Source organism: Streptomyces sp. P9-2B-2, from assembly GCF_030406865.1.
GTDB lineage: Bacteria > Actinomycetota > Actinomycetes > Streptomycetales > Streptomycetaceae > Streptomyces > Streptomyces platensis.
The window spans coordinates 4,730,741-4,755,286 of sequence record NZ_CP129126.1 but is presented as its reverse complement, the minus strand read 5'-3'; the positions used below and the strand labels follow the sequence as shown (position 1 = coordinate 4,755,286).

Here is a 24,546-nt window from a genome sequence, read left to right as displayed (position 1 = left end):
GGCGGGGCCCGTCGCCACCCCGGCCTTCCGGCCGGCGGAGTCCGACGGCTACGGGGCACCCGAGACCCGAATCACTGAGAGGAGACCCGTCATGGGTCGCCGACATACGGGGGCGCTGCCGGGCTGGACCGGCGCGGCAGCTCGCCCACCGCGTCACTTGCGATGCCGGCCCCGCCGATCTCGTCGGCGGGGCCGGCATCGCCGCCTGAGCACCAGTGCTCACGGTCCCCGCCACCACTGGCTTCGAGCTGGTGGTGCCGAGGGCCGTGGTCACTCGTGACGAGCGACCGAAACAGGTGCGGGCCCCGGGGTTGCAGCCCCGAGACCCGCGCACAGGCCACCTAGTTGGAGGCAGTCCTGTGGTTCCCAGTTTCGCATTCCTGATCGCTGCTGAGTCCAGCGATTCGGATCAGATGGATGAGTTCCTGCGTCGCGCCCGGCAGGCCGACGCGACGCGCTCCGGGGGTGGTTCCCGGTGAGCGAGATCGCCGAGCAGCAGGCCGCCGACGCGCTCGCCCGGCAGCGCATCGAGGAAGCCCAACGAGCGGCTGCAGCGGCGGCCGCGGCCGCCGCTCAGGCGGCAGCCCTCAAGGGAGGTGGCTCGTGAGCGAGCCCGAGCCCCAGCACGACCGCGCACCGGACACCACCGACCAGTTGCCGCCGCTGCCCAAGCGTGAGCCGGGCGGCTCGCTGTAGCACCACCCACCGGGCGCCCGCCGGCCACGAGCCGCTGCGGGCGCCCCGGCCTTCGTCCACACACCGACTTCGGAGTACCCCTGATGAAGACGTACATCGGCCGCCTGGCGGCCCTGCACCGCACCGGCCGCGGTCCCTTCCGCCGTGGCCACGAGGGCGCCCTCGCCGCGGTCCTCCCGCTGCGCACCCGCCGCTCCACCGGCAGCACCTGCGGGATGGGGGAGGCGGCATGAGCCAGTCCCTGAGCCCCGCCGAGCACCTGCAAGCCGCATCCGAGGCGGTGCGCCAGCACAACCACGCCGCCATGGCCGGCGGGTACGACAGCACGCCCGAGGCCAGCCGTGCCGTGATCGCCCTGGTGGAGATGTGCGCACGGCTGCAGCAGGCGATCGACCACATGGACGGGCGTGTGCTGCGCGACCTGGCCGCCGGAAGGCTCGCCCCGGACGACGGGACGGCGCCCGGGATTCACACCTACAGCGCCCAGGCAGCGTTCGCGGATGCGCGCGTCGCCCTCGACGAGCTGCGCGGCCATCTCCAGGAGGCCAGCGGCCACCTGTGGCACCTGGGCATGGTCTACGAGCCCGAGGAGACCGAGGCATGAGTTACGAAGTCTCCGCCGCCGATGCTGGTGCGTCGACGGGCGTCGAGGGCCGGTCGACGGGCGTCAACGCGCCCTCGACGCCCGTCGACATCGGCTATGTCATCGCCGTGCTGGCGGGCGTCTTGACCGTGCTCCTGACCGCTGCGGCGTTCTGGCTGTCCTACGAGCACCTGCAGGAGGTCGCCGCCCGTCACGGCATGGCCGACGCGACCGCCCGTTCCTGGGCCTGGCCCGCCACTGTCGACCTGTTCATCGTCATCGGCGAGCTCCTCATCCTGCGCGCCTCCCTGGCCCACCGGGTCGACGGATGGGCAATCCTCCTGGCCGCAGCCGGATCCGGCGGCTCCATCGCCCTGAACGTGGCAGGCGTCGGCGACCACGCCCAAGGCCTCGACTACGTCGTAGCCGCCGTTCCACCGGTCGCGGCCCTCCTGGCCTTCGGCGCCCTGATGCGGCAGGTCCACGCCTATCTCGCCGCCCGCATCACGATGCCCGGCGACGCAGATGCCGACGCCGTCGACCGCCCGTCGACGCCCGTCGAAAAGGCGCCCGATCAGACCGCCGAGCCGGTCACCGAGTCCGCCCCGGCGGCGGACCTCCCGCTACCGGAACCGCTCCTAGAGGCAGCAGACACCAAGGCACCGTCGACGCCCGTCGACGCACCGGCCGACCCCGTCGAGGAGACCTCGACGCCCGTCGACCTGTGCACGCCAGTGATCTACCCCAACCGTGTCGACCAACTGATCCGCGCCCTGTACGGCACGGACTTCACCCAGCCGAACACCGCCCGAATGACCGAGGCCATGGCCGTCGCCGGCCTTGGCACCTCCGAGTCCACCGCCCGCACCGCACGCGCCCGAGTCCGCACCCGCGAACCCCAGCTGGCCGCCTTTCCCACCGCCATCGCGAGCTGACATCGCCAGCCTCAAGGAGGACGAACAATGCGCACTAACACCTGGCCCTCCCCGCGGCAGCGCCCCGGGCGTCCCTCCAGCCAGCCGTTCGTCGTCGACATCCCCGAACGCCCCTCCCACGCCGGCCAGATGGCCACGCCGCTGAGGGAGGTGGCATGAGCGAGCCCATCGTGCTGACGCGCACGATCCTGCCGGTACAGGGCTGGTGGCGGGACGTCGAGCCCGCCCCGACCAGCCTCCCGCCCGGGTACGTGGCCGCCCGGCGGCCGGTCATCGCCGGTCCCGACGGTGACGAACTGCGGGTGCGGGCCTGGCTGCTGCGCCGGATCGGGGGCCTCGGATGACTGCCGTCCCCCCGCTGCCGGAGGCTGCGCCGACTGTCCACCTGCCTGTCCAGGCCCCGCAGCCGGTCACCCCGAGCCGGGTGATCCCGGCGGAGGCGTGGCCGTTCCGTCCGGGCCTGCCGTCCGCCGCTGAGGAGCCGGTGTCCTCCCCGGCCGCGTCGGCTGTCCCCCAGGTGGCCACCGACGCTGGAGGGTCCGGCGATTGGCTGTGGCGCCTGCCGCCGTCCCCACCCGTCCCGCCCGGTGGTGGAGGGATGGCGCCGTGGCTGCCGCCGCAGCCGCCGGCCCCGGCCCAGCCGCAGCAGATCGACATCCACGTCACCGTCCACCAGCCAGTCCCGGTCGAGCCGGACCTGAGGTGGTGGCAGCGCCTCGCGCGGGCGGTGCGCTACCGGGTGTCCCTGCCGGTGGCGGTGACCGCGACGGCGGCCGCGATCATCCCGCTGCCGCACCTCGGATACGGCGTCGGCCGGGTCTGGGGGTCGCTGCTGGACCACATCGGCACCGACATCCACCCCGGGGCGTCGCACGTCGCGGCGGTCGTCGCGGTGGTCGTGGTGGCCGCGCGCATCCACCGGCCCTGCCGCCTGCGCCCCACCCTCGCCGGCGGCTGGGTCCGGCAACTCAACTGGCTCGACGCATTCGGCGTCGTCACCACCTTCATCGGCGGCAGCTGGGGCGTCCTCGTCCCGGACATCGTCGCCGCCACGACAGGAGTTCGCGCATGAACACCTCACTGACCCTTGCCGGAGCCACCGTCTCCGTCGCCATCCTGATCATCAACATTCGATCCTGGTGGAAGGGCACCCGCGAGCTCAAAGCGCTGTTGCCGTTCGGCGGCGCGCTGATCACCGGCGCGGGCTGGACCATGTGCCTCGGCGGTCTCTTCGGCTGGTTCGCCGTCCAGGCCGTCACGGCGAGCAACAAGGTCGGCGACAAGGGCGTCAGCGCCACGACCGGCGCGGAGGGCGGCGGAACTCTGGCCCACGGCTCCCTCGGCCAGCTCACCTACCCCGGCGCCTGCGCGGTCCTCGTCACCGCGATCATCGGCGGGATCATCCTCAAGGCGGCGGGCAAGCAGGACAAAAAGCGCATGATCGGCGGGCTGTTCGCGGGCCTGACGCTGTGTGCCACGGCGGGATTCGCCGAGCTGATGCAGTGGGTGCCCCAGATGTACGACGCGATGGGTGACGCTGGCCGGAGCGTTCTGAACGGGGAGGTGTCCCTGTGAGCGCCGACACCGCGCCGGAGGCCGGCGCACTCGCCGACCGCGCCGACGAGCTGAAGGTCAAGGCGGCACAGGCGGAGGAGAAGGTGAAGGCGGCCCGCGCCTGGGCGGTGCAGGTGATGAACACGCTGGGGGAGGGGACCAGCCTCCTGGGCAAGCGGCTCGCCGACCGGCTCAAGGGCTGGTGCCTGGAGGCCCACCGGTCAGACCTCAAGGGCCTGTCGGCGGACCTCGGCATCTACGTGCGCGGTGCCCTGCTCCTGGGTGCCGGGGCCGGTCTGTGCTGGCTGGTCTACCGGCACAACGCCCTGATGTGGCCGCTGGCCGCCGGGTGGTCCGCCGCGGCTCTGCGCACCAAGGTCAGCGCGGACAAAGCGACGGCCGCCAAGGAAGCCCCGGCCGACGGCGGTTCGGAGGGCGGCGGCAAGCGCGCTCCGGGCCCCTCCCCGGAGACGTTCCTCCACCTCCTCCACGACCTCGTCCAAGAGCACTCGGAGGGGAGCAAGGACACCCCCGGTTTGCACTGGCCTCAGGTGGTCGCGGGGCTCTCCTCCCGCTACCCCGATGGGGGGTCGTCCGGGGGGTGGTCCGCGGCCGACTGCCGGGCCCTGTGTGAGGCCGCTGCGGTGCCCATCTCCCGGGGCACCCGGGCGCGCGGTGTGGGGGCTGGCAAGGGGGTCTCCACCGGGGTCCGTGTTGAGGACCTCCCGGACCGCCCGCCGCTCCCCTCCCCCAGCCCCTCTCAAGAGGGGACCCAGGCCCCCGCTGTTGCTGTTGTTGTCGCAGGTCAGAACGAACAACAAGCCAGCAACAACAACAGCAACAGTGGCGGCAACAACACCGGGGAAGGGGCCGCGCAGATCGTCCAAGACGCGGAGAACCCCGCCCGCTGGCACGTGCTGAAGAAGGCCGGCTGACGGCTGCCTGTCCGCCCTGGGCCATCCCGGCCGGGGCGGGCGGGGAGCAGTCAGCCGACGCTCCACACAAGCGCGGGCCCGGTCGTCATCCCGCGAAGAAGTCCGACCGAGCCCGCTCCATCTCCGAAGAGACGGAGCCATCGTGGCACTCCGCAAGAGCATGCCGACCCGCGACCCCGAGAAGGCCCGCCCGCAGGACGTACGCGAGTACAGCGCGAGCGCCGGCGGGTGGACCCGCGCCCCCTCCACCCGCCCCGTCCCCGGCGCCCCGAAGGGAGCCCGGTGATGGACCAGGAACAGCGCGAGCGGATGGAGCGCGACCTGCTCGACCGGAACAACAAGTCCGGAAAGAACCCGAGGTTGCACGCCCAACAGGGCGCCAGCCCCGAACCTTCCCACCCCTAGTCATGGCTAGGGCGGGCCGCGGTCTTTGGCGAGAAGCGGCCCGCCCTGGTCTCCCAGCCCTCACAACAGAACTGGAGACATCCAGCATGACTCAACCGACCCCCGAATCGCACCGCTCCGGCGGTGGGTTCGCCAGCGTCCACCCACTGAGGGAGGGACCGCACGATCACGCCATTGAGGCTGAACAAGCAGCGCTCGGAGCAATGCTGCTCTCCCCCGCCGTGATCCCAGAGATCACAGCCGTTCTCGACGCGGTTGACTACTACCGCCCCGCGCACGAAACGATCCATCGCGCCATCACCGCCATGCACGAGCGCGACGAGCCCGTGGACCCCATCACCGTGACCGCCTATCTCGGCACGACCGGTGATTTGAACCGGGTCGGCGGTGCCTCCTACCTCCACTCCCTCGTCCAGCAGGTGCCCACCGCCAGCAACGGCGAGTACTACGCCGCCATCGCCCGCGACGCGGCCGACAACCGGCGCCTGGACGCCACGGGCCTCCGCCTGAGCCAACGCGCCCGCACCGGCGAACTGACCGCCGACGCCACCCGCGCCGAAGCTCTGGCCGCCCTGGAAGCCGCGGAGCAACGCACCTGGAGCGAGCCGACCCCCCTGGGAGAGAACGGTCCGCTGCCCCGCTTCCCCGTCGATGCACTGCCCGGCTGGATGCGCGAACAAGTAGTCGCGCTGGCGGAGTTCACCCAGACCCCTCCGGACATGGCCGCCACCATGGGGCTGGCAGCCCTGTCCACCGCAGCCGGCGGCCGGGTCCACGTCCAGATCCGTCCCGGCTGGACCGAGCAGTCCAACCTCTATCTCGTCTGCGCGATGCCGCCCGCCTCCCGCAAGTCGGACGTCTTCTCCGCGATGACCGCCCCGATCTACCGGATCGAAGACGAACTGGCCCAACAGGCCAAGCCCGCCATCATCGAGGCCCAGACCGCCAAGGAGGCCGCCGAAGCCGAGGTCGACGCCCTGCTGTCCAAGGCCCGCAAGTGCGACACCATGGACCGCCAGCAGCTCGTCGCCGAAGCCTCCGCGGCCCGCATGCTCGCCGACGAGATCCACGTACCACCCGCCCCGCGGCTGACGGTCTCCGGAGACATCACCCCCGAACCGCTCACGCACCTGCTGGCCACTCACCGGTGTCTGGCCGCTCTCTCCCCCGAAGGCGACCTCTTCGACATCATCGCTGGCCGCTACAGCGCCCGCCCCAACCTGGGTGTCTTCCTCCAGGCGCACAAGGGCGAACGCCTCCAGACCGACCGCATCACCCGCGACCAGCCCACCGTCGACCGCCCTGCCCTGACCATTGGCGTCACCCCCCAGCCCGCCGTCCTCCAGGACCTGGCCGCCACACCCGGCGCCCGCGACCGCGGGCTCCTGGCCCGCTTCCTGTTCGCCCTGCCGCCCTCCAACCTCGGCTACCGCAAGATCCGCACCCATCCCATCCCCGACGCCGTCAGCAGCACATACGACGCCCGGCTCGAAGCGATGGTGCGCACCTTCACCGACCTGCCCGACCCCGTCACCGTGCCCCTGTCCGCGCAGGCCGACGCGGTCGTCGAGCGCCTCCAGGAAGAAGTCGAGCAGAAGCTGCGCCCCGACCAGCCGCTGTCCCACGTCACCGACTGGGCCGGAAAGCTCGTCGGCGCCACCGTCCGCATCGCCTGCCTGCTCCACCTCGCCGACCGCATCACCACCGGCTGGGGCGACCCCGTCAGCGCCGCCTGCGTCGAACGCGCCGCCGTCATCGCCGCCTACTACACCGCCCACGCGCTGGCCGTCTTCGACCTCATCGCCGCCGACCCCGCCACCGAGGACGCCCGCCACATCCTCACCTGGCTCCAGCGCCCCAAGCAGAACGGCACCCACCGAACCACCGTCAAACGCCGAGACGTCGTAGCCGCCCACCGCCGCTTCCGCGGACGTACCGACGCCATCGACCCCGCCCTGCGCCTCCTGGAGGAACACGGCTACGTCCGCCCCGACGCACCCCCGGCCCAGGGCGGAAAAGGCCGCAGCGCCAGCATCACATTCCGTGTCCACCCCGCCGTGAAGGCGTCGCTGGACGCTCCGTAGCCCCCACAGAACGTCAGCAATGTCAGCAAAAATCGTTGACCTGCTTCTTTACCCCGCTGACACGCGTCAGCAGGCGTCAGCAACGTCAGCAGAAAGCTGGTTTTTGCTGACACTGCTGACACCCGCTGACAGGGCTGCCAACACCGTTCTCGCAGGTCAGCGATTTTCGCTGACGCTGCTGACACTTTCCGCGCCGTGACGGCGTCCGGACCACATCACACTCACGCTGCGTGTACACGCAGCCAGGCGCAATCCGCCTCGAAGGAGATGCAACTGTGCCCCGCACCCAGATGCTCAAGCTCCCCGAAGTCCTCGACGAGATCGGCATGAGCCGCGCCGCCTTCTACCGCATGCGCGCCCGCGGCAAGGCCCCCAGGCTCATCAAGCTCCCCAACGGCCAGCTGCGCGTCCGGAGGACGGACCTCGACGCCTGGTGGGCGGAGTGCGAGCAATCCGCCGCCTGATCCCGTGACCACTCTGAAGGGGCCCGCCACTCGGCGAGCCCCTTCTTCACGCCCCTGTGGAGAGCTGTGCTGACCTACGAAGTCGAAATCTGGTCCATCCGCTCGCGCAAGAACCGTCCCAAGCCGTTCGAGCTACGGTGGCGCGTCGGCACTCGGCCGCACTCGAAGAGCTACAAGACCAAGGCACAGGCCGACGGTCGCAGATCCGAATTGCTGTCTGCCCTCCGAGACCGGCAGCAGTTCGACGAGGAAAGCGGCCTGCCGGCCAATGAGCTGGACGCGCTCAACAGCCCGACCTGGTACGACCACAGCGTCGCGTACGCACTCATGAAGTGGCCGCAGGCTGCGGCGAAGCAGCGAGCGAACATCGCAGAGTCTCTCGCAACGGTCACCCCCGTCTTTGTCTCCGCCTCACGCGGCGCCCCTGCCCCGGCCATGATGCGCATGGCGTTGCATCAGTGGGCCTATCGAGCCATGCGTACATCCGAAGGCGAGTTGGCCCTCAGGACTCAGGTCGAAACGCCACCCGACGAAGTCCAGGCAGCGCTTGTGTGGTTGGCGAAGAACTCGCTGAAGTTGAACGAGGCGGCGAAGCCCGACCAGCTCCGGAAGGCCCTCGATGCGCTCTCCCTCAAGCTCGACGGCGACACTGCAGCTCAGACCACGATTCGGCGCAAGCGCACGGTCCTGAATAACGCTCTGCGCTTCGCCGTTGAGAGGGGCAAGCTCCCCGCCAACCCTTTGCAGAGAGTCGACTGGGCTGCCCCTCCGAACGACGACGAAGTCGACTTCCGCTTCGTACCTGACGCCCGGCTCGCCCGTGCACTGCTTGAGGCGGTTCGCGGTCAAGGCGACCGTGGGGAACACCTCTCCGGCTTCTTCGGGTGCGTGTACTACGCCGGCATGCGACCGTCCGAAGTCGCTGCACTGGACGAGAAAGCCTGCACGCTCCCGGCGGACGGGTGGGGCGAGCTGGTCCTGGCGAACAGCCGACCAGAGGTCGGCTCCGGGTGGACGAACGACGGAAAGTCCTACGAGGCACGTGGGTTGAAACGGCGGGCCCGCAACACCACTCGCTCCATCCCCATCCCACCCGAGCTGGTGAGAGCGCTCAGGCAGCACCTGAAGCAGTTCGGAACGGCTGAGGACGGCCGTCTCTTCCGCGCAGCGCAGGGCGGCCGTATCCGATCCACGGAGTACACGGCCGTCTGGCAACGAGCGCGTGAGAAGGCGCTCACGCCGGCGGAGCTGGCCTCTCCGCTCGCGGCCGTTCCGTACTCCCTCAGGCACGCGATCGTCTCGCTGTGGATCAAGGCGGGCGTGGACCCGGTGGAGGTTGCCCGGCGGGCCGGCCACAGCGTGGCTGTGCTCTACCGCTTCTACGCCAAGGTGCTGCACGGAACGCAGACGCGAGCGAACGCCTTGATCGAGCAGGAGCTGGACGGGTGAGGGTGCCTGCCACCCTCGGAATCCTGGCCCGCCACTGGCCCGTACGTCCTGGTCAGCGCCGGGATACAGGCGAACCGGGGTGAGACAGGACGAACGAAGAAGGGGTGCCCCGCCGAAGCGAAGCACCCCTTCTGACCAGCTACATCGCTGACCCCTGCGGAGGCTGTGGGATTTGAACCCACGGTGACGTTGCCGCCACGACAGTTTTCAAGACTGTTCCCTTAGGCCGCTCGGGCAAGCCTCCCCGCGGCACCTGTGCGCGGGGCGCGTGGGTGTCGCGGGATCAGACTAGCGCGTCACTTGTCGCCCGTGCGCTGGCCCAGGGTGACGTGGGCGGTGCGCTCCTTGCCGTCGCGCTTGTAGGTGAGGGTGACGTCGTCGCCGGGCTTGTGCTGCCAGATCTCGCTGATGAGGGTGGGGCCGCTGTCGACCACCGTGTCGTCGAGCTTGGTGATGGTGTCGCCGGGGCGGAGGCCGGCCTTGTCGGCGGGGCCGTTCGGGGTGACGGCCTTGGAGCCGTTGTTGCCGGTCTGGGCGATGGTCGCGCCGTCGCCGCTTTCCCGCATGCCGACCTGGACGCCGATCTGGGGGTAGACCGGCTTGCCGGTCCGGATCAGGTCCTGGGCGACCCGCTTGGCCTGGTCGATGGGGATCGCGAAGCCCAGGCCGATGCTGCCGGACTGCTGGGACTCGCCGCCCAGGCCGCCGCCGTTGCCCGCCGACTGGATCGCGGAGTTGATGCCGATGACATTGCCGGCGGCGTCCATCAGCGGGCCGCCGGAGTTGCCGGGGTTTATCGAGGCGTCGGTCTGGAGGGCGCTCATGTACGAGGCGCTGCTGCCGCCGCCGTCGCTGGAGGCCACCGGGCGGTCCTTGGCGCTGATGATGCCGGTGGTGACCGTGCCGGACAGGCCGAAGGGGGCGCCGATGGCGATGGTGGCGTCGCCGACCTGGACGTTGGAGGACTTGCCGAGCGGGAGCGGGTTGAGCGGGGCGCCGGAGGCGTTCTTGAGCTTGATCACGGCGACGTCGTAGCCCTTGGCGTTGCCGACGACCTCGGCGTCGTACTTCTTGCCGTTGGAGAACGTCGCGGTGAGCTTGCCGCCGCCGGCCGCGCTGGCGACGACGTGGTTGTTGGTGAGGATGTGGCCCTGCTTGTCGTAGACGAAGCCGGTGCCGGTGCCGCCCTCGCCGGTGGCACCCTGCGCCTCGATCGTCACGACGCTCGGCAGCGCCTTCTGCGCTATCCCGGAGACGGAGGTGGGCTTGCGGTTCAGCGCCCCGGGGTCGCCGGACGCGGAGACCGTCGTCGAGGCGCTGTCGTTCTGGCCCGCGGCCCAGAAGCCGATGCCGCCGCCGACACCGCCGGCCACCAGCGCAGCCACCAGGACGGCCGCGATCAGGCCGCCGTTACGCCGCTTGGGCGGGGGACTGCCGACGCCCCAGGGGTCGCCGCCGTACGGAGGCTGCTGGCCCCAGCCGCCGCCCGCGCCGGGAGTGCCCTGGCCGGCGCCCGGGTACGGCGGGAGCTGGGTGGTCTGCTCCGTCGTGGGGGCGTCGCCGGGGTGGCCGTAGCCGGGCTGCGGAGGGTGGCCGTAGCCGGGGGCCGAGCCGGCGGTCGGGGCGAAGCCCGGCGGGGGCGGCGCGTACGGGGCGTCGGGAGCCTGGGCGCCGGAGGCGGACGCGGGGGCGCTGTCCGGCTGCGGCCCGGTCGGCGGCTTGGCCTCCGACGGGACGGCGGCTCCCTCGTTCTCGGTGCTCACAGCTCTCTCCTCAGCTTCATGACTGTTCGGCTCCCACGGCCTTGGCAGGCTGCTTCCCTGTCGCCTCGGATCTCATCCATGTCCGAGGTCCGGGGCGGGCCGTTTCTTCCGGGGCTTGCAGGTCGGCCGGACCCTGGGGGTGCGTCCGGGTGGTGCGGTACTCCTGGGCCGGCGGGCCTCGCGGTCCGCCGGGTGATGCGGTTGTTCCGGTCCGGCGGGCCTGAGGGCCCTCCGGGTCGTACAGCTCCTCGTGCCGGTGGACGGGGAACCCGGTACTCCAGGATCAAGGATCCCGGCGATACGGGCGAGTCCCGGTCCGCCGGTCCGGGGCCGCCGGCCGTGTCCGCGGGTCCCGTCCCGCACACCCGGCCGTGCGCGACCCCGACCGCGGGCCCGTCCGGTGATCCGGGCGGGGCGACACGGGCGGAGCCTCCCTACCACCCTTTCCCACTGCGCGTCAGAGCACCGTAAGTCGAGGCTGTGACTGTCCCCTCATCCTTTATGCCGGACAAAACCGGCGCATCCCCTGTTCCGGCACCTTGGGTAAGCGCCCGGCGGCCCCTCGGTGGCGGATGGCACGATAACGCGGTGACCTATGCACGCCCTGCCCAGGACGCCCGTCCGGGCCGTCCCGCCATTTCCGTCATCGCCCATCGCGGCGCCTCGGAGGACGCCCCGGAACACACCCTCGCGGCTTACCGCAAGGCGATCGAGGACGGGGCGGACGCCCTGGAGTGCGATGTCCGGCTGACCGCGGACGGGCATCTGGTCTGCGTGCACGACCGGCGGGTGAACCGCACGTCCAACGGGCGCGGCTCGGTCTCCGCCCTGGAGCTCGCCGACCTGGCCATGCTCGACTTCGGCTCCTGGAAGGGCGACGGCTCCGCGAACTACGGATTCGCGAACGAGGCGCCGGACCGGCAGCACGAGGACCCCGAGCGGACCTCCGTCCTCACACTGGAGCGGCTGCTGGAGCTGGTCGCCGACGCGGACCGCCGGGTCGAGCTGGCCATCGAGACCAAACACCCGACGCGCTGGGCCGGACAGGTGGAGGAGCGGCTGGTCGAGCTGCTGACCCGGTTCGGGCACACGAATCCGGCCATGCGCCCCGACTGGACGCCCTCGGTCCGGGTCATGAGCTTCTCGGCGCGCTCACTGCACCGCGTACGGGCCGCGGCGCCCTGCATCCCCGGCGTCTACCTGATGCAATTCCTCACGCCGCGGCACCGCGACGGCCGGCTCCCGCCCGGCGTCGGCATCGCGGGCCCCGGGATACGCATCCTCCGCTCGCACCCCGACTACGTCGCCAAGGCGCATCGCGCGGGCCACCGCGTCCACGTCTGGACCGTCAATGACACCGCCGATGTCGAGCTGTGCCAGGAGTTGGGGGTGGATGCGGTCATTACGAATCGCCCCAAGCAGGTACGAATCCAACTCGGCCTTGGGTAGAGCCCCTCACAGGGTGTGCACCGGCGCATTCGGCCCGTATTCGATCGTGTCCAATGCGTCACCATGTGCGGCTTGGCCGGTTTCCGGTCCAGTCCATTGGGGCATTCATCCCGTGGCGTGGGGCAAAGGAGGTCTCGGGGGTGGCGTTGGTGGTGGCACAAGAGGTGCCGACGTCGTCGATCATGGCCGTACCCCATGGTCCTGTGGGTGTCGGCATGGCCAGGCGGCGCATGCGTGAAGAGCTGTTGGCAAGTGGAGTTCAGGACACAGTCGTCGATGACGCGGTCCTCATTCTTTCGGAGCTGCTGAGCAATTCGTGTCGCCATGCGCGTCCGATATACGAAAACGGATCACCGGGCTCCGCAACGACCGAGACACACGAGGCTCCGGTGGCCTCCGTCCGCGCGTCCTGGCGCATTGACGCGCAGGGCCGACTGACCGTCGCGGTCACGGACGGCGGCGGCCCGACCCGGCCACTTCCGGCCACTCCCTCGGTCACGGCGCGCGGCGGCCGCGGGCTGGCGATCATCCGCTCGCTCGCCAAGGACTGGGGCGTCCACGACACCGTCGTCGGCGAAGTCACGGTCTGGGCGGCCCTTTCCCTGCAAGGCGCATTCGCTACGCGCGTGGAACTGACGCCCGATCTGCCGCCCTCGCTCAGCACGGGAGCCGGGTTGCGCACGGGGCTGCCGCTGCCGGGCTTCCCGGACTTCGACGATCTGCCATAGCGGCACGGCGGGACACGGCGGGCGCGCGGCCGAGCGCGACCTCGTACGCAATCCTCTAGGCTCGCGCCGAAACGCGTCCGTACCGCCCAGGATCGACCAGGAGACTCCGTCGCCATGGCCAAGAAGCGCCGTCCCCAGCCCCAGGCCGCAGCATCGCAGATCAAGGACGGCGAGGTGCCGGTCGTAGGCGCCCGTGAGCCCTGCCCGTGCGGCTCCGGCCGCCGGTACAAGGCCTGTCACGGGCGTCAGGCGGCGCATGCCGCCACCGAGCTGGTGCAGCGCCCCTTCGAGGGCCTGCCCGGTGAGTGCGACTGGGTGGCGCTGCGCGAGCTGGTGCCCGCCGCCACCGCCGAGTTGACGCTGAAGGGCGGGCTGCCCGAGGGCGTCCCGTCCGTGACGCTGGGGACCGTGCTGCCGATGGCGTGGCCCGCGCTGCGCCGCGACAACGGCGCGGTGATGATCGGCCTCCAGAACGACACCGCCTCCGGCGACCTCAGCCGCGACCTCGCCGACACCCTCCAGCGCGCGCTGATCGCCGAGCCCGGCACCCCGGTCGCCGCCGGGCGCCCGGCCCCCGACGGTCCGCGGCTCCAGGACCTGCTCGACCCGGACGCGGTCTTCGAACCGGCCGTCCACACCGGCTTCGAGTTCTGGGTGGAGAACGCCGAGAACGCCACCGGCGAGGTCGCCGCCTCTCTGGAGCGGGCCAACGCGGCGGCCATTCCCACCGCCCGGATCCCCGGCCTGGAGGGCGCGTACTGGTGCGAGGCCCCGGAGAAGAACCACCTGCGCTGGGTCACCGGGTACCCCGAGGAGCAGCTGCTGGACGCGCTCGCCCGGCTGCACGCCGCGGGCGCCTCCTCGCTCGGTGAAGGCACCCGGCTGGTGGGTTCGTTCCGCGCCCACGGCCTGGTCGTGCCGGTCTGGGACCTGCCCTCGTCGATGAGCGCCGAGGACGTCGCCAAGCCGGCCGAGGCGTTCGCCGAGCGGCTGACCGAGGCGCTCGCGGCGGACGCCCCGCTGACCCCCGAGGAGCGCCGGGCGCGCGGCGGGCTCACCAACCGCCAGGTCACCCTGAGCTGACCGGACCGGCCGATCGTGCGGACCGGACGCCTCCGGGGACCCCAGGAGTGACACCTGTCACAACTCCCCGTACCTGCCGGTAAATAGGCGTCCGGAATTCCACGATCGAATTTGCGAACCGCCGATCTCTTGTTACGGTTCTAGAAGCCCGGTCGCTGGTGCATCCCCCGTCGCCAGCGACCGGGCGCTTCCATGCCTGGAGTCAGGTACTCCGCCTGACCGGCCCCGGCCGCCTGCGGCCCGGCGCCCTCAGCGGCCCGAACCCCTGCCTCCCACGGACGAGTTGCTGCCGGAGCGCAGCAGCAGCCGCTCCCCCGCCGCGTCGGAGAACTCCGCCACCGCGCGGTACGGCCCGCCCCGGCGCACGGTCGCCCCGGTCGGCGTCTCGCACAGGCCCGGCGCGTCGGCCGCCGAGACCTCGCAGTTCACCTGGACGGTCGTGCCGTCCGGCCGCAGCAGCGTCAGCGCGGCGCGCAGCGGACCGCCGGTGCGGTTGCGGTAGTACGTGCGCCCCCAGGTCAGACCGTCCTCGGCGAGCACACAGGTCTGGGCCTCGATCCGCTGGGGAGCGGTGAGTTGCGGGCCGCAGCGGGAGGTACGGGCGGAGCGGGGCGGCAGGCCCGGGCCGGTGAGGGAAGCGGTGGTGGTCCGGGCGCGGGCAGTGGCGGGACGCATGTCCGACTTGGCACCGCTATCAAGCCTGATATCCCTTTTGGCCGTAGAGCGTTTTTCGGACGTGGCGGCGGTCCCGGATGCCGCGAGGTCGGCCGGACCGGCCATTGCGGCGCCCAGCGGCACGGCGATGGCGAGCACCACCGCTCCGGCGAGACCGGTCATGCGGAGTTTCTGCGCACGCTGCATGGCCCCCACCTGCGATTGAGATGCCGCTGACGGCGGCTCGACGGTGGGCCGAACCTATCGGGCGGTGGAGGTGCCGCCGGGCACCCGGACGCTGCTTCCCCGTAGTTGTCCGGGCAGGTCACACCCGAACGGGTGATCCGCCCGCGCGTTGTTTCCGCTCATCCGCCGGCCGGGCGGGACGAGCACACGGGCGCATCCGCCGGGTCAGTACGCGAGCCGGCTGCCGCCGTCGGGAGTGCTGGTGCTCGCCATGACCAGGGCGTCCACGATCGTGCTCACCTTCGGCAGCCAGGGCGCGGCCGAGGATGGGGGTCCCCCCTGCTCGAACGAAGTTGAGAGCTTGGGGGACGCCGGCGGCCGCTCCCAGCGGACCCGGCCCGCGCCGATCTGGGAGGGCGGGAGCACCAGATAGCCGCCCTCGCCGTGGAACCGCAGCGAGCTGGGCACCCAGTCCTGGGAGTGCAGCAGCTCGCCCAACTCCGCCAGGTCGTACGGCGATACGAGCAGGGACCAGCGGGTGGGCGTGGCCACCACGGGGCCGAGGCGTACGCCGAAGTGGTCCAGGGCCGCCAGGGCGCGGGCGCCGGCGACGGCGGGCAGGCTCACCGCGCAGGGCGCGCTGCCGCCGGTGGCCAGCACGATCGGGGCATCGGGGCGGTTCGTCCACCACCAACGCACCATCCGGGCATCGGTCGTGGCGGCCATCAGGCCGGGGTCGAAGGGGTGCGCGCCGGGCACCACACAATCGGGGTCGGGGCAGCTGCACCGGCGGCCGGTCCGCTCGCCGAGGCCGAGCCGGGCGCCGGCCGGCTGCCGGCCGGCGGGCCTGGTCCCCACACCGGGAAGTACGGGCCACTGCCACTCGGTGGCGCAGTGGAGCGCCGCACCGAGCAGCGCCGACCTTCCGCCGCGCCGGAACAGGAGCTTGCGTCGCCTTCCGAGGATCTCGCGCATGAGCGCTCGTTCCTTTCCGTTAACGCCGAGGGCTTCGTCCATCGCACTACATGGCACTTCTTGCCGGTTCGCCGTTGTCCGTGCCGTGCCGCTTCAAGCCGTGGTGGGGCGTTTTCTGCGGCCCGGCCGTGCAACCCGGGGTCGATCGCATCTCGATCACGCCACGTGGATCACTGGTCACCGCGTGTACAAGGCAGCGCATCACGCCGTACGCCGAGCGTGGAACATGGCGGGGGGTGGCGCGCACATGGCGATTGCGCCTTTGTGGTGCAGCCCCCGCCTCTTGGGAGTGCGTCGCGGTCGTCGCCGTATTAGACGCCGGTGTCCGCCGGAGAGTTCCGGTGCGGCCCCAACTGGCCCCGCACCTTTCCGAGTACGTACCCGCCACTGTGGTGAAGACGCGCTGCTGATCGCCGTCAGTCGACCTCAAATTGACGCTTGGGGGGCTTTTTTCAGGCCAATCTACAGACCTCGCAGACACCACAAACCCCATGGGGAGAGTGCTGGACATCACATCGTTGATGCGTGTACATCTGGAGGCATTGATAGCGGAGCAGCATGACATGGGGGTTTGCGATGCTATTGAGGAAATTGGGCGGCCAACCGCACCGCACAACAGCACTCAACAAAATGCCGCACTCCCTACCAAAAAGCGGCCTGACCTGGGGCACCACCTGGCGCACCGAAAGATGCCAGCCATGACCGCCCCGCACGTACCGAAAGTGGCTGGATTCGAACCAGCCCTTCCTGCCCCCACGCACACTGTCGACGCGCGCGTGGGGAAAGCCTCCGCGGACCCCGCCGTCGGCACCCCGTCCGACGGCTCGCCGCCCACCCCGCAGGGCGCCCCTAAGGGTCCCGCACTCGACGCCGCGTCAGACGCCGCCCCCGGCGACGCCCCCGATGCCTCCGTCGTCGACCAACTCGCCGCCGTGCAGGACCGGCTGGCCGGCTGGATCTCCGACCTCAGCACCCTGCACGACCTGACCGAACAGCTCGCGCGCACCCGCACGGTGGAGGACGCCCTCCACGAGCTGCTGCGCGCCGGCGCCTCCCTGGTCGGGGCGCGGCGCGGGCTGGTCGTCCTCGCCCCGGCCGACGGTTTCGGCCCGGAGACCACGGTCGGCCTCGGCCTCGGCCACGCCGAGATCGGCACCATCGAGACCATCCCGCGCCGCGCCCTGTCGTACGCGCGGATACTGGACGGCCTCCCGGAGCCGGGCGCCACCGGCGACGACACCCGGACCGGACCGCTCGACGACATCCGGCACCCGGCGGGCGACGCGGACCGTCCCCCCGGGGCCCGCGGCGCGGCGGCGGCCGGACCGTGCACCGAGATCTCCGAACCCGACATCCCCGGCGAGAAGGACCTCGACCCGCGCCTGCGCGAGGTCGCGGCCCGGCTCGGGTACGCCGCCAGCTACGCGGTGCCGCTCACCGCCGAGCCCATCGGCCGGACCGGCGCCGCGGTCTGGCTCTACGACGAACCGGCCGCGCCCACCGAACGGCAGCGCCATCTCATCGGCCTCTACCGGGCGCACGCCGCCGAACACCTCGCCCGCCTCCTGGAGCTGCACCGCACCCGGCAGGCCGTCCGGATCCTGCGCGAGGAGCTGCTGCCGCACCGGCTGCCGCGGGTCCCCGGCGTCCGGCTCGCGGTGCGGCACAGCAGCGGGCCGCGCGGCGGCGGCGACTGGTACGACGCGCTGCCGCTGCCCGACGGCGCGCTGGGACTGGCCATCGGTTCGGTGACCGGCTCCGGGCCGAGCGCGGTGGCGGCCATGGGGCGGCTGCGGGCGTCCCTGCGCGCCTACGCCGTCATGGAGGGCGAGGATCCGGTCGCGGTCCTCTCCGATCTCGAACTGCTGCTGCGGCTGACCGAGCCGGCCCGCAGCGCCACCGCGCTGTTCGCCTTCACCGAGCCGCCGCCCGGCGCACCGGGCGGGCCGCCCGCACCCCCGATGCCGGGCGGTATCCCCGACCCCTTCGCCCGCAAGATCGTGCTGGCCGGGGCCGGCCACTGCCCGCCGCTGATCCTCGGCGATCTGCGGACCGAGTACGTGGAGACCTCGCTGTCCGCGCCGCTGGGCATGCTGGCCTGCTGGGAAGCGCCGAGCGTGGAGATCGAACCGGCCGGCGGCGAGACCCTGCTGCTCTACAGCGACGGGCTGCTGCACCGCACCGGTGAGCCAATGGACCGCGCCTTCACCCGGCTGCACGCGGCCGCCGCGGGCGTCCCCAGGGCCGCCCGGCACGATCCCGAGGCGGTCGTCGACCACATCGTGCGCACGATGCTGCCGCAGGGTCTGGACGACCCGCTGTCGGAGGAGGACGTCGTGCTGCTCGCGGCGTACTTCGAGGAGTAGGGCGTGTCTTTTGGATCAGCCCGGATCAGGCCGCGGCGTCTGGTGCGGTGCATCGCAAGGCGGAGCCTCTGCCGCGTACTGGACGTACTCGGGTGAGGCGACAACGCCGCGAGGTGCCGTGCCAGACGTCGCGGCCCCGGGGTGATCCGAAAGACACGCCCTAGCCCCGGTCCGGCGGCTCGGGGCCGGTCCGCGGCCCCCGGCCCTGGTCGCAGGGCCGGCCCTGAGCACGCCCCTAGGTGTGTTGTCCCGGGACGTTGGTGACAGGCGACATGCACCGTGGTGGTGCTTGAACGGGTGAGGGCCTTCTGGGATTGGTGTGGATTGCGACATCTCCACCGGTTCTCAGGAGGCCCTCGTGTCCCACCGTAATGCCCCGCTGACCCCAACCGGCAGGCTGCGTCTGGCCCGGTGCGTCGTTGACGACGGCTGGCCGCTTCGCCGGGCCGCGGAACGCTTCCAGGTCAGCCACACCACCGCTGCCCGCTGGGCCGGCCGTTACCGACTGCACGGCCCAGCGGGCATGGACGACCGCTCCAGCCGCCCCCACCACCAGCCACGACGCACCTCCCCAGCCGTCGAGGAGCACGTTCTGCGGATGCGGCATGAACACCGCATCGGCCCACTGCGACTCGCAGGCCGCGCCGGCATCGCAGCCTCCACCGCCCACCGCATCCTCCAGCGCCACCACACACCACCCCTGGCCACGCTGGACCGGGCCACCGGCGAACCCGTCCGCCGCTACGAGCGCTCCCGCCCCGGCGAACTGGTCCACATCGACGTCAAAAAGCTCGGCCGCATCCCCGACGGCGGCGGCCACAAAGCCCTCGGCAGGGCCGCCTCCAGCCCGAACAAGGACCGCCGCAACGGCGCCGGATACGCCTACCTGCACACCGCACTCGACGACCACTCCCGCCTCGCCTACACCGAAGACCTGCCCGACGAGACAGCCCCGACCTGCGCCGCCTTCCTGACCCGCGCCACGGCATGGTTCGCCGGACAAGGCGTCTTCACCGAACGCGTGCTGACCGACAACGCCTGGGCCTACACCAAGAACACCTGGCGCCAGACCTGCCGTGACCTGGGCATCAGCCCCCGCTGGACGCGGCCCTGGCGACCCCAGACCAACGGCAAAGTCGAACGCTTCCACCGCACCCTGCTCGACGAATGGGCCTACCACCGGCCCTACACCTCAGACGCCGAGCGCCAAGCAGCGTTTCCCAACTGGCTGGACTGGTACAACTACCACCGACCCCACACCGGAATCAGCGGCCACACCCCAGCCAGCCGCGTCACCAACCTGTCCGGACAACACACCTAGGGCGTGTCCTGCCCGCGCGCCCGTTCACCCCCGCGCCGGGCGCCATGCCTCCTATGGCCGGAGTGCCGGAGAGGTCACACCTTCCTGCCCCTGGACCGTTTTCGATCCGCACATACGATGGAATGCGGTTCAGTCTTTTATAGGAGGCATGGTGACCGACGAGCTCACTCCGGAGACCCCGGACGAGGACGAGCAGCCGATCAAGCAGCGCAAGAACGGCCTTTACCCGGGCGTCTCGGACGAGCTCGCGGAGAACATGAAGAGCGGCTGGGCCGACACCGAGCTGCACGGTCTGGAGCCGATCGGGCAGGCGCCGCACGCCGCCCGGCGCCGGGCCGCGCTGTCCGCGCGCTTCCCTGGTGAGCGGCTGGTGATCCCGGCGGGCAACCTGAAGACCCGCTCCAACGACACCGAGTACCAGTTCCGCGCCTCGACGGAGTACGTCTACCTCACCGGCGACCAGACCGACGACAGCGTCCTGGTCCTGGAGCCGACCGGCGACACGCACGAGGCGACGCTCTACCGGCTGCCCCGCTCCAACCGTGAGAACGGCGAGTTCTGGCTCAACGGCATGGGCGAGCTGTGGGTCGGCCGGCGCCACAGCCTCCAGGAGGCCGAGGCACTGCTCGGCGTCCCCTGCAACGACGTCCGCGAGCTGGCCGACGCGCTCAAGGAGGCCACCGGCCCGGTCCGTGTGGTGCGCGGCCATGACGCCGGTATCGAGGCCGCGCTGACCGACAAGGTCACCGCGGAGCGGGACGAGGAGCTGCGCGTCTATCTCTCCGAAGCGCGCGCGGTGAAGGACGAGTTCGAGATCGGCGAGCTCCAGAAGGCCGTCGACTCGACGGTGCGCGGCTTCGAGGACGTCGTGAAGGTCCTGGACAAGGCCGAGGCGACCAGCGAGCGCTACATCGAGGGAACGTTCTTCCTCCGCGCCCGCGTCGAGGGCAACGACATCGGCTACGGCTCGATCTGCGCCGCCGGCCCGCACGCCACCACCCTGCACTGGGTCCGTAACGACGGCGCGGTCCGCTCCGGCGAACTGCTCCTGCTGGACGCCGGTGTGGAGACCCACACCCTGTACACCGCGGACGTCACCCGCACCCTGCCGGTCAACGGCCGCTACACCGACCTCCAGCGCAAGATCTACGACGCGGTGTACGAGGCCCAGGAGGCGGGCATCGCGGCGGTCAAGCCGGGCGCGGCCTACCGCGACTTCCACGACGCGGCGCAGCGGGTGCTCGCCGAGAAGCTGGTCGAGTGGGGCCTGGTCGAGGGCCCGGTCGAGCGGGTGCTGGAGCTGGGGCTCCAGCGCCGCTGGACCCTGCACGGCACCGGCCACATGCTCGGCCTCGACGTCCACGACTGCGCCGCGGCCCGCACCGAGCACTATGTCAACGGCACGCTGGAGCCCGGCATGGTGCTGACCGTCGAGCCCGGACTGTACTTCCAGGCGGACGATCTGACGGTGCCCGAGGAGTACCGGGGCATCGGCGTCCGCATCGAGGACGACCTCCTCGTGACGGCCGACGGCAACCGGAACCTGTCGGCCGGTCTGCCGCGGCGGTCGGACGAGGTCGAGGCCTGGATGGCCGGGCTGCTCGGCGGCGGCAAGTAGCAGCGCGGAGCGCGTAGGCGTACGTCCCCCGGTGGCATCAACTGCCGCCGGGGGACGCGTCATTGGAGGGGACGGTCGGGCCGGAGGCCGTGCCGTCGGCGGCCTCGTCACCGCCGGGGGACGTGTCGTCGGCGAGGTCGCAGCCGCCATTGGTCCCGTAGGCGCCCGCGCGGGCCGCCGCCCAGACGGCGGTGGCGGCGGACTCGGCGAGGCGCCGGTCGACGGGCCGGCGGGCGATCAGGATCCGGTAGTAGAACGGCGCCCCGAGCGCCGACATCAGTTCCTCCGGGTCGGTGTCCGCGGGCAGTTCGCCGCGGTCGACGGCCCGCCGCACCATCTGGCCGGCCAGCGTCAGCCGTTCGCCGAAGAAGGACCGCAGCACGGCCGCCGCCTGCGGGTCGCGCGCCGCGGCGGAGACGACCGCTTCGATCAGCGCGCTCATCCGCACCTCATCGAAGAAGGCGGCCACCGAGCGGGCCAGCGCCCGCAGATCCTCGGGCAGGCTGCCGGTGTCCGGCAGCGGCACATCAGAGCTCAGCTCGGTCAGCAGCTCGCACACCAGGCCCTCGATGCAGCGCCAGCGGCGATAGAGCGTCGCCACATGAATCCCGGAGCGCTGCGCGACCTTCTCCATGGTCAGCCCGGCGAAGCCGCCCTCGTCCAACTCCTGGAAAACGGCGGCCAGTACGGCCTGGCGGGTACGGGCCGTACGCCCGCCGGGACGGGCCTCGCCCGGGGTTTGGTGCGCTGTCGTCACGGCGGCTCCGTATTGCAGTGCGGGTTCACGCCAAGTATTGTCCAAGACGAGTTAACGCGAGCAACTTCGCGTTAATGATGGTGCGCGCTGGTCTCGCAGGGACAGGGGACGCCGCGGGGGAGGTCCTCCCACCGCGAGACCGCGTTGCCCATCGCCCCCGACAGGTGATTTCCGGCCAATTGCCCCACTGCCGACGTTCGCCCGGATTGACACCTCACGTCCCGGTACTCACATGCCCCGACCGCCAAGCGGGCGAGGGGACTTCGCGGACCCGCCCTGGGGCCTGTCCTGCGCACCGTGTGACGGGTCCGTCGCCGCCCCCGAAGTCGTCCGCAGCGGCGCCTCGCGGATCAGGCAGGCGGCCGCGAAGGTGACGGCGCACAGCGCGGCGGTGCCGAGCATGACGCCGTGCAGGCCGCCGGTGACCCCGGACCGGACGGCGTCCCGTACGGGCTCGGGCAGGGCGCGCAGCACCGCGGGCGTCAGGTCGTGGCCGCCCGCGAGGCGTTCGCCGGTCCGGCCGAGCCGGTCCGTGAGGGTGGCGGTCATCCGGCCGGTGTAGACGGAGCCGAGCACGGCGACACCGAGCGAGCCGCCGAGGGTGCGCAGGAGCGTGGTCGTGCCGCCGGCCGCGCCCATGTCGCGGGGTTCCGCGCTGTTCATCGTGAGGAGCATCGAGGGCTGCATCAGGCAGCCGAGGCCCACGCCGAGAACGAACGTCAGCGCGGAGGTCACGGCCGTGGGCGTGTCCGCGCCGACCATGAGCAGGGCCAGGGCACCCGCCGTGGCGACCGCGCCGCCCGCGAGCGGGTACCCGCGGTACCCGCCGCCGTTGCCGACCGCCCGCCCGATGAACAGCTGCGCGCCCATCATGCCGAGCATCAGCGGGAGCAGCAGCAGCCCGCTCGCCGTCGACGACATGCCCCGTACGAACTGCATGTACTGCGGCAGATAGCTCGCCGCTGCCAACATCGCCGCGCCTACCAGGAAGCTCAGCACCTGGGCGAGGGTGAAGTTGCGGTCGCGGAACAGCCGCGGCGGGATGAGGGGTTCGGGCGCCCGCCGCTCCACACGGACGAACCAGCCGAGCGCGGCCACCGAGAGCGCGGCGAGCCCCGCGATCTGCGGTGAGTCCCAGCCGTACGCCGTGCCGCCCAGGGTCCCGATCAGGGTGAGCGCCAGGATGCCGGTGGTCAGGAGTGCGGCGCCCAGGTAGTCGATGCGGGCTCTGGTGCGTACGGCGGGCAGCCGGATGCGGAGCCCGACGATCAGGAGCGCGGCGGCGCCGACGGGCACATTGACGTAGAAGACCCAGCGCCAGTCCAGCTGGTCGGTGAGGAAGCCGCCGAGCAGCGGGCCGCCGATCATGGCCATCGGCAGCAGCACGCCGATCATCGACTGCGAGCGCCCCGCCTGCGCGGGCGGCAGGAGCGTCCCGAGCAGGGCGAGCGCGCCCACGAAGAGGCCGCCCGCGCCGAGCCCCTGGAGCGCGCGGAACGCGATCAACTGCCCCATGTCCTGGGCGAGGCCGCAGAGCACCGAGCTGACGAGGAAGAGCGCGATCGAGGCCAGATAGCTGCCCTTACGGCCGTAGAGGTCGCCGAGCTTGCCCCAGATCGGGGTGGCGACGGCGGTGGTGAGCAGGTAGGCCGTCACCACCCAGGAGAGGTGACTGATGCCGCCCAGGTCGCCGACGATGACCGGCAGGGCGGTGCCGACGACCGTGCCGTCGAGGGTCGCCAGGATGATGCCGAGCAGCAGCCCCAGGATGGCGAGACGTGAGGGCGGCGCCGGGTCCGGCGGGTGGTTGTTACCGGGCTCCGCGACCCCGGTCGCGGCTGCTTCCGTCCGCTGATGCATGGCTTCTCCCAGGCTTCCGGCGGGGCGTCAGGCGGCGTACGGACGGACGGTCCTGGCATCGCGAAGCGCCTGGGCCCACCAGGCGAGCTGGTCCAGCATCGCCTTGGCCGCGGCGTCGCACTCGGCGTCCTTCATCGTGTGCTGCTCGTCGAACAGGCCCCAGGCGTGCTGGAGGCTGACCGTGTTGCGGATGGTGGTCGCGTGCAACTCGGCCATGACCAGCCGGAGTTGTTCGACCGCGCGCAGGCCGCCCGAGATGCCGCCGTAGGAGACGAAGCCGACCGGCTTGGCGTGCCACTGCTCGTTGTGCCAGTCGATGGCGTTCTTCAGGGACGCCGGGAAGCTGTGGTTGTACTCCGGCGTGACGAACACGAACGCGTCGGCCGCCGCCAGGCGCGGGGAGACCGCGGCGAGGGCCTCCACGGTGCCGGGCGCCGGCGGCTGCCCGAACGCCGGGAAGACGGTGGGCAGCGCGGTCTCGCCCAGGTCGACGACGTCGACGCCCATGTCGTCGCGCTGGTCGAGGTGGCCCTTGATCCATTGGGTGACGACGGGCGCGAAGCGGCCCTCCCGGGTGCTGCCGACGACCACCGCGACGCGGAGCTGCTGCTCGCTCATGGAACCCCCTGATGTGTACGACGTATCCAGACGCGTACAACGTACACGTAGGTGTGTACGTCG

At 71.5% G+C, this 24,546-nt stretch carries 26 protein-coding genes and 1 tRNA gene; 20 read left to right on the top strand and 7 right to left on the bottom strand.

Features of this window, described 5'->3' with window-relative positions; translation table 11 throughout:
• Positions 1 to 475 precede the first annotated feature (475 nt).
• From QT196_RS20770 to QT196_RS20705, 14 genes are all read left to right on the top strand, one after another.
• Entirely contained in the window at positions 476 to 607 is a 132-nt protein-coding gene (locus QT196_RS20770) for a hypothetical protein (protein WP_266737668.1), read from the top strand.
• Between the two features lie 172 nt (positions 608 to 779).
• Positions 780 to 929 carry a hypothetical protein gene (locus tag QT196_RS20765; RefSeq protein ID WP_290355397.1) on the top strand — a complete coding sequence of 50 codons (150 nt, stop codon included), beginning with the start codon at positions 780 to 782 and terminating at the stop codon, positions 927 to 929.
• Complete coding sequence (locus QT196_RS20760) at positions 926 to 1,300, top strand: hypothetical protein (RefSeq protein ID WP_290355396.1); 375 nt, start codon at positions 926 to 928, stop codon at positions 1,298 to 1,300. Before QT196_RS20765 ends, QT196_RS20760 begins: the two co-directional genes overlap by 4 nt.
• Positions 1,297 to 2,214: a DUF2637 domain-containing protein gene (locus tag QT196_RS20755; protein ID WP_290355395.1), complete on the top strand. Its 918-nt coding sequence runs from the start codon at positions 1,297 to 1,299 to the stop codon at positions 2,212 to 2,214. The genes QT196_RS20760 and QT196_RS20755 overlap by 4 nt, the downstream gene beginning before the upstream one ends.
• Positions 2,215 to 2,241: 27 nt before the next feature.
• Positions 2,242 to 2,373, top strand: a complete 132-nt coding sequence (locus QT196_RS20750; RefSeq protein WP_290355394.1) for a hypothetical protein — start codon at positions 2,242 to 2,244, stop codon at positions 2,371 to 2,373.
• Positions 2,370 to 2,558 carry a hypothetical protein gene (locus QT196_RS20745; protein WP_290355393.1) on the top strand — a complete coding sequence of 63 codons (189 nt, stop codon included), beginning with the start codon at positions 2,370 to 2,372 and terminating at the stop codon, positions 2,556 to 2,558. Before QT196_RS20750 ends, QT196_RS20745 begins: the two co-directional genes overlap by 4 nt.
• A 254-nt stretch (positions 2,559 to 2,812) precedes the next feature.
• A complete protein-coding gene (locus tag QT196_RS20740; protein WP_290355392.1) occupies positions 2,813 to 3,286 on the top strand; it encodes a hypothetical protein in 474 nt (157 codons plus the stop codon).
• Positions 3,283 to 3,789 (top strand): hypothetical protein, encoded by a 507-nt coding sequence (locus QT196_RS20735; protein WP_290355391.1) that lies wholly within the window; start codon positions 3,283 to 3,285, stop codon positions 3,787 to 3,789. The genes QT196_RS20740 and QT196_RS20735 overlap by 4 nt, the downstream gene beginning before the upstream one ends.
• The gene (locus QT196_RS20730) at positions 3,786 to 4,703 is read left to right on the top strand and encodes a hypothetical protein (protein ID WP_290355390.1); all 918 of its coding nucleotides are present in this window, start codon (positions 3,786 to 3,788) and stop codon (positions 4,701 to 4,703) included. Before QT196_RS20735 ends, QT196_RS20730 begins: the two co-directional genes overlap by 4 nt.
• A 142-nt stretch (positions 4,704 to 4,845) precedes the next feature.
• Positions 4,846 to 4,989, top strand: a complete 144-nt coding sequence (locus QT196_RS20725) for a hypothetical protein (protein ID WP_290355389.1) — start codon at positions 4,846 to 4,848, stop codon at positions 4,987 to 4,989.
• Between the two features lie 121 nt (positions 4,990 to 5,110).
• Positions 5,111 to 7,192: a DUF3987 domain-containing protein gene (locus QT196_RS20720; RefSeq protein WP_356948476.1), complete on the top strand. Its 2,082-nt coding sequence runs from the start codon at positions 5,111 to 5,113 to the stop codon at positions 7,190 to 7,192.
• 19 nt (positions 7,193 to 7,211) lie between these two features.
• Positions 7,212 to 7,391 carry a hypothetical protein gene (locus QT196_RS20715; protein WP_290355387.1) on the top strand — a complete coding sequence of 60 codons (180 nt, stop codon included), beginning with the start codon at positions 7,212 to 7,214 and terminating at the stop codon, positions 7,389 to 7,391.
• 76 nt (positions 7,392 to 7,467) lie between these two features.
• A complete protein-coding gene (locus QT196_RS20710) occupies positions 7,468 to 7,656 on the top strand; it encodes a helix-turn-helix domain-containing protein (RefSeq protein WP_263270390.1) in 189 nt (62 codons plus the stop codon).
• Positions 7,657 to 7,722: 66 nt separating this feature from the next.
• Entirely contained in the window at positions 7,723 to 9,105 is a 1,383-nt protein-coding gene (locus QT196_RS20705) for a tyrosine-type recombinase/integrase (RefSeq protein ID WP_290355386.1), read from the top strand.
• 157 nt (positions 9,106 to 9,262) lie between these two features.
• Here QT196_RS20705 and QT196_RS20700 read toward each other — a convergent pair.
• Both QT196_RS20700 and QT196_RS20695 read right to left on the bottom strand, forming a co-directional pair.
• A tRNA-Ser gene (locus QT196_RS20700) sits at positions 9,263 to 9,349 on the bottom strand.
• A 52-nt stretch (positions 9,350 to 9,401) separates the two neighbouring features.
• Positions 9,402 to 10,868 carry a trypsin-like peptidase domain-containing protein gene (locus QT196_RS20695; protein WP_168480493.1) on the bottom strand — a complete coding sequence of 489 codons (1,467 nt, stop codon included), beginning with the start codon at positions 10,866 to 10,868 and terminating at the stop codon, positions 9,402 to 9,404.
• Between the two features lie 588 nt (positions 10,869 to 11,456).
• Between QT196_RS20695 and QT196_RS20690 the strand changes: the two genes are divergently transcribed.
• The 3 genes from QT196_RS20690 (at position 11,457) to QT196_RS20680 (ending at position 14,128) form a co-directional block, all read left to right on the top strand.
• Complete coding sequence (locus QT196_RS20690; RefSeq protein ID WP_168480492.1) at positions 11,457 to 12,317, top strand: glycerophosphodiester phosphodiesterase; 861 nt, start codon at positions 11,457 to 11,459, stop codon at positions 12,315 to 12,317.
• Between the two features lie 53 nt (positions 12,318 to 12,370).
• Entirely contained in the window at positions 12,371 to 13,045 is a 675-nt protein-coding gene (locus tag QT196_RS20685; protein ID WP_248001231.1) for an ATP-binding protein, read from the top strand.
• A 114-nt stretch (positions 13,046 to 13,159) separates the two neighbouring features.
• The gene (locus QT196_RS20680; protein ID WP_290355385.1) at positions 13,160 to 14,128 is read left to right on the top strand and encodes a DUF5926 family protein; all 969 of its coding nucleotides are present in this window, start codon (positions 13,160 to 13,162) and stop codon (positions 14,126 to 14,128) included.
• A 249-nt stretch (positions 14,129 to 14,377) separates the two neighbouring features.
• Here QT196_RS20680 and QT196_RS20675 read toward each other — a convergent pair whose 3' ends face one another.
• Both QT196_RS20675 and QT196_RS20670 read right to left on the bottom strand, forming a co-directional pair.
• Positions 14,378 to 14,989 carry a hypothetical protein gene (locus QT196_RS20675; RefSeq protein WP_266737634.1) on the bottom strand — a complete coding sequence of 204 codons (612 nt, stop codon included), beginning with the start codon at positions 14,987 to 14,989 and terminating at the stop codon, positions 14,378 to 14,380.
• Between the two features lie 204 nt (positions 14,990 to 15,193).
• Positions 15,194 to 15,943: a bifunctional DNA primase/polymerase gene (locus QT196_RS20670; RefSeq protein ID WP_168480488.1), complete on the bottom strand. Its 750-nt coding sequence runs from the start codon at positions 15,941 to 15,943 to the stop codon at positions 15,194 to 15,196.
• Between the two features lie 698 nt (positions 15,944 to 16,641).
• On the opposite strand from QT196_RS20670, the gene QT196_RS20665 reads away from it, so the two are divergent.
• From QT196_RS20665 to QT196_RS20655, 3 genes are all read left to right on the top strand, one after another.
• The gene (locus tag QT196_RS20665; protein WP_290355384.1) at positions 16,642 to 18,309 is read left to right on the top strand and encodes a PP2C family protein-serine/threonine phosphatase; all 1,668 of its coding nucleotides are present in this window, start codon (positions 16,642 to 16,644) and stop codon (positions 18,307 to 18,309) included.
• Positions 18,310 to 18,667: 358 nt separating this feature from the next.
• Positions 18,668 to 19,630: an IS481 family transposase gene (locus QT196_RS20660; protein ID WP_168481483.1), complete on the top strand. Its 963-nt coding sequence runs from the start codon at positions 18,668 to 18,670 to the stop codon at positions 19,628 to 19,630.
• Between the two features lie 151 nt (positions 19,631 to 19,781).
• Entirely contained in the window at positions 19,782 to 21,248 is a 1,467-nt protein-coding gene (locus QT196_RS20655; RefSeq protein WP_168483860.1) for an aminopeptidase P family protein, read from the top strand.
• Positions 21,249 to 21,285: 37 nt separating this feature from the next.
• On the opposite strand, the gene QT196_RS20650 is transcribed toward QT196_RS20655, so the two are convergent.
• From QT196_RS20650 to QT196_RS20640, 3 genes are all read right to left on the bottom strand, one after another.
• Positions 21,286 to 22,005 carry a TetR/AcrR family transcriptional regulator gene (locus QT196_RS20650; protein WP_290355383.1) on the bottom strand — a complete coding sequence of 240 codons (720 nt, stop codon included), beginning with the start codon at positions 22,003 to 22,005 and terminating at the stop codon, positions 21,286 to 21,288.
• A gap of 228 nt (positions 22,006 to 22,233) precedes the next feature.
• Complete coding sequence (locus QT196_RS20645; protein ID WP_168480486.1) at positions 22,234 to 23,865, bottom strand: DHA2 family efflux MFS transporter permease subunit; 1,632 nt, start codon at positions 23,863 to 23,865, stop codon at positions 22,234 to 22,236.
• A gap of 27 nt (positions 23,866 to 23,892) precedes the next feature.
• Positions 23,893 to 24,483, bottom strand: a complete 591-nt coding sequence (locus tag QT196_RS20640) for an NAD(P)H-dependent oxidoreductase (RefSeq protein WP_168480485.1) — start codon at positions 24,481 to 24,483, stop codon at positions 23,893 to 23,895.
• Positions 24,484 to 24,546 lie beyond the last annotated feature (63 nt).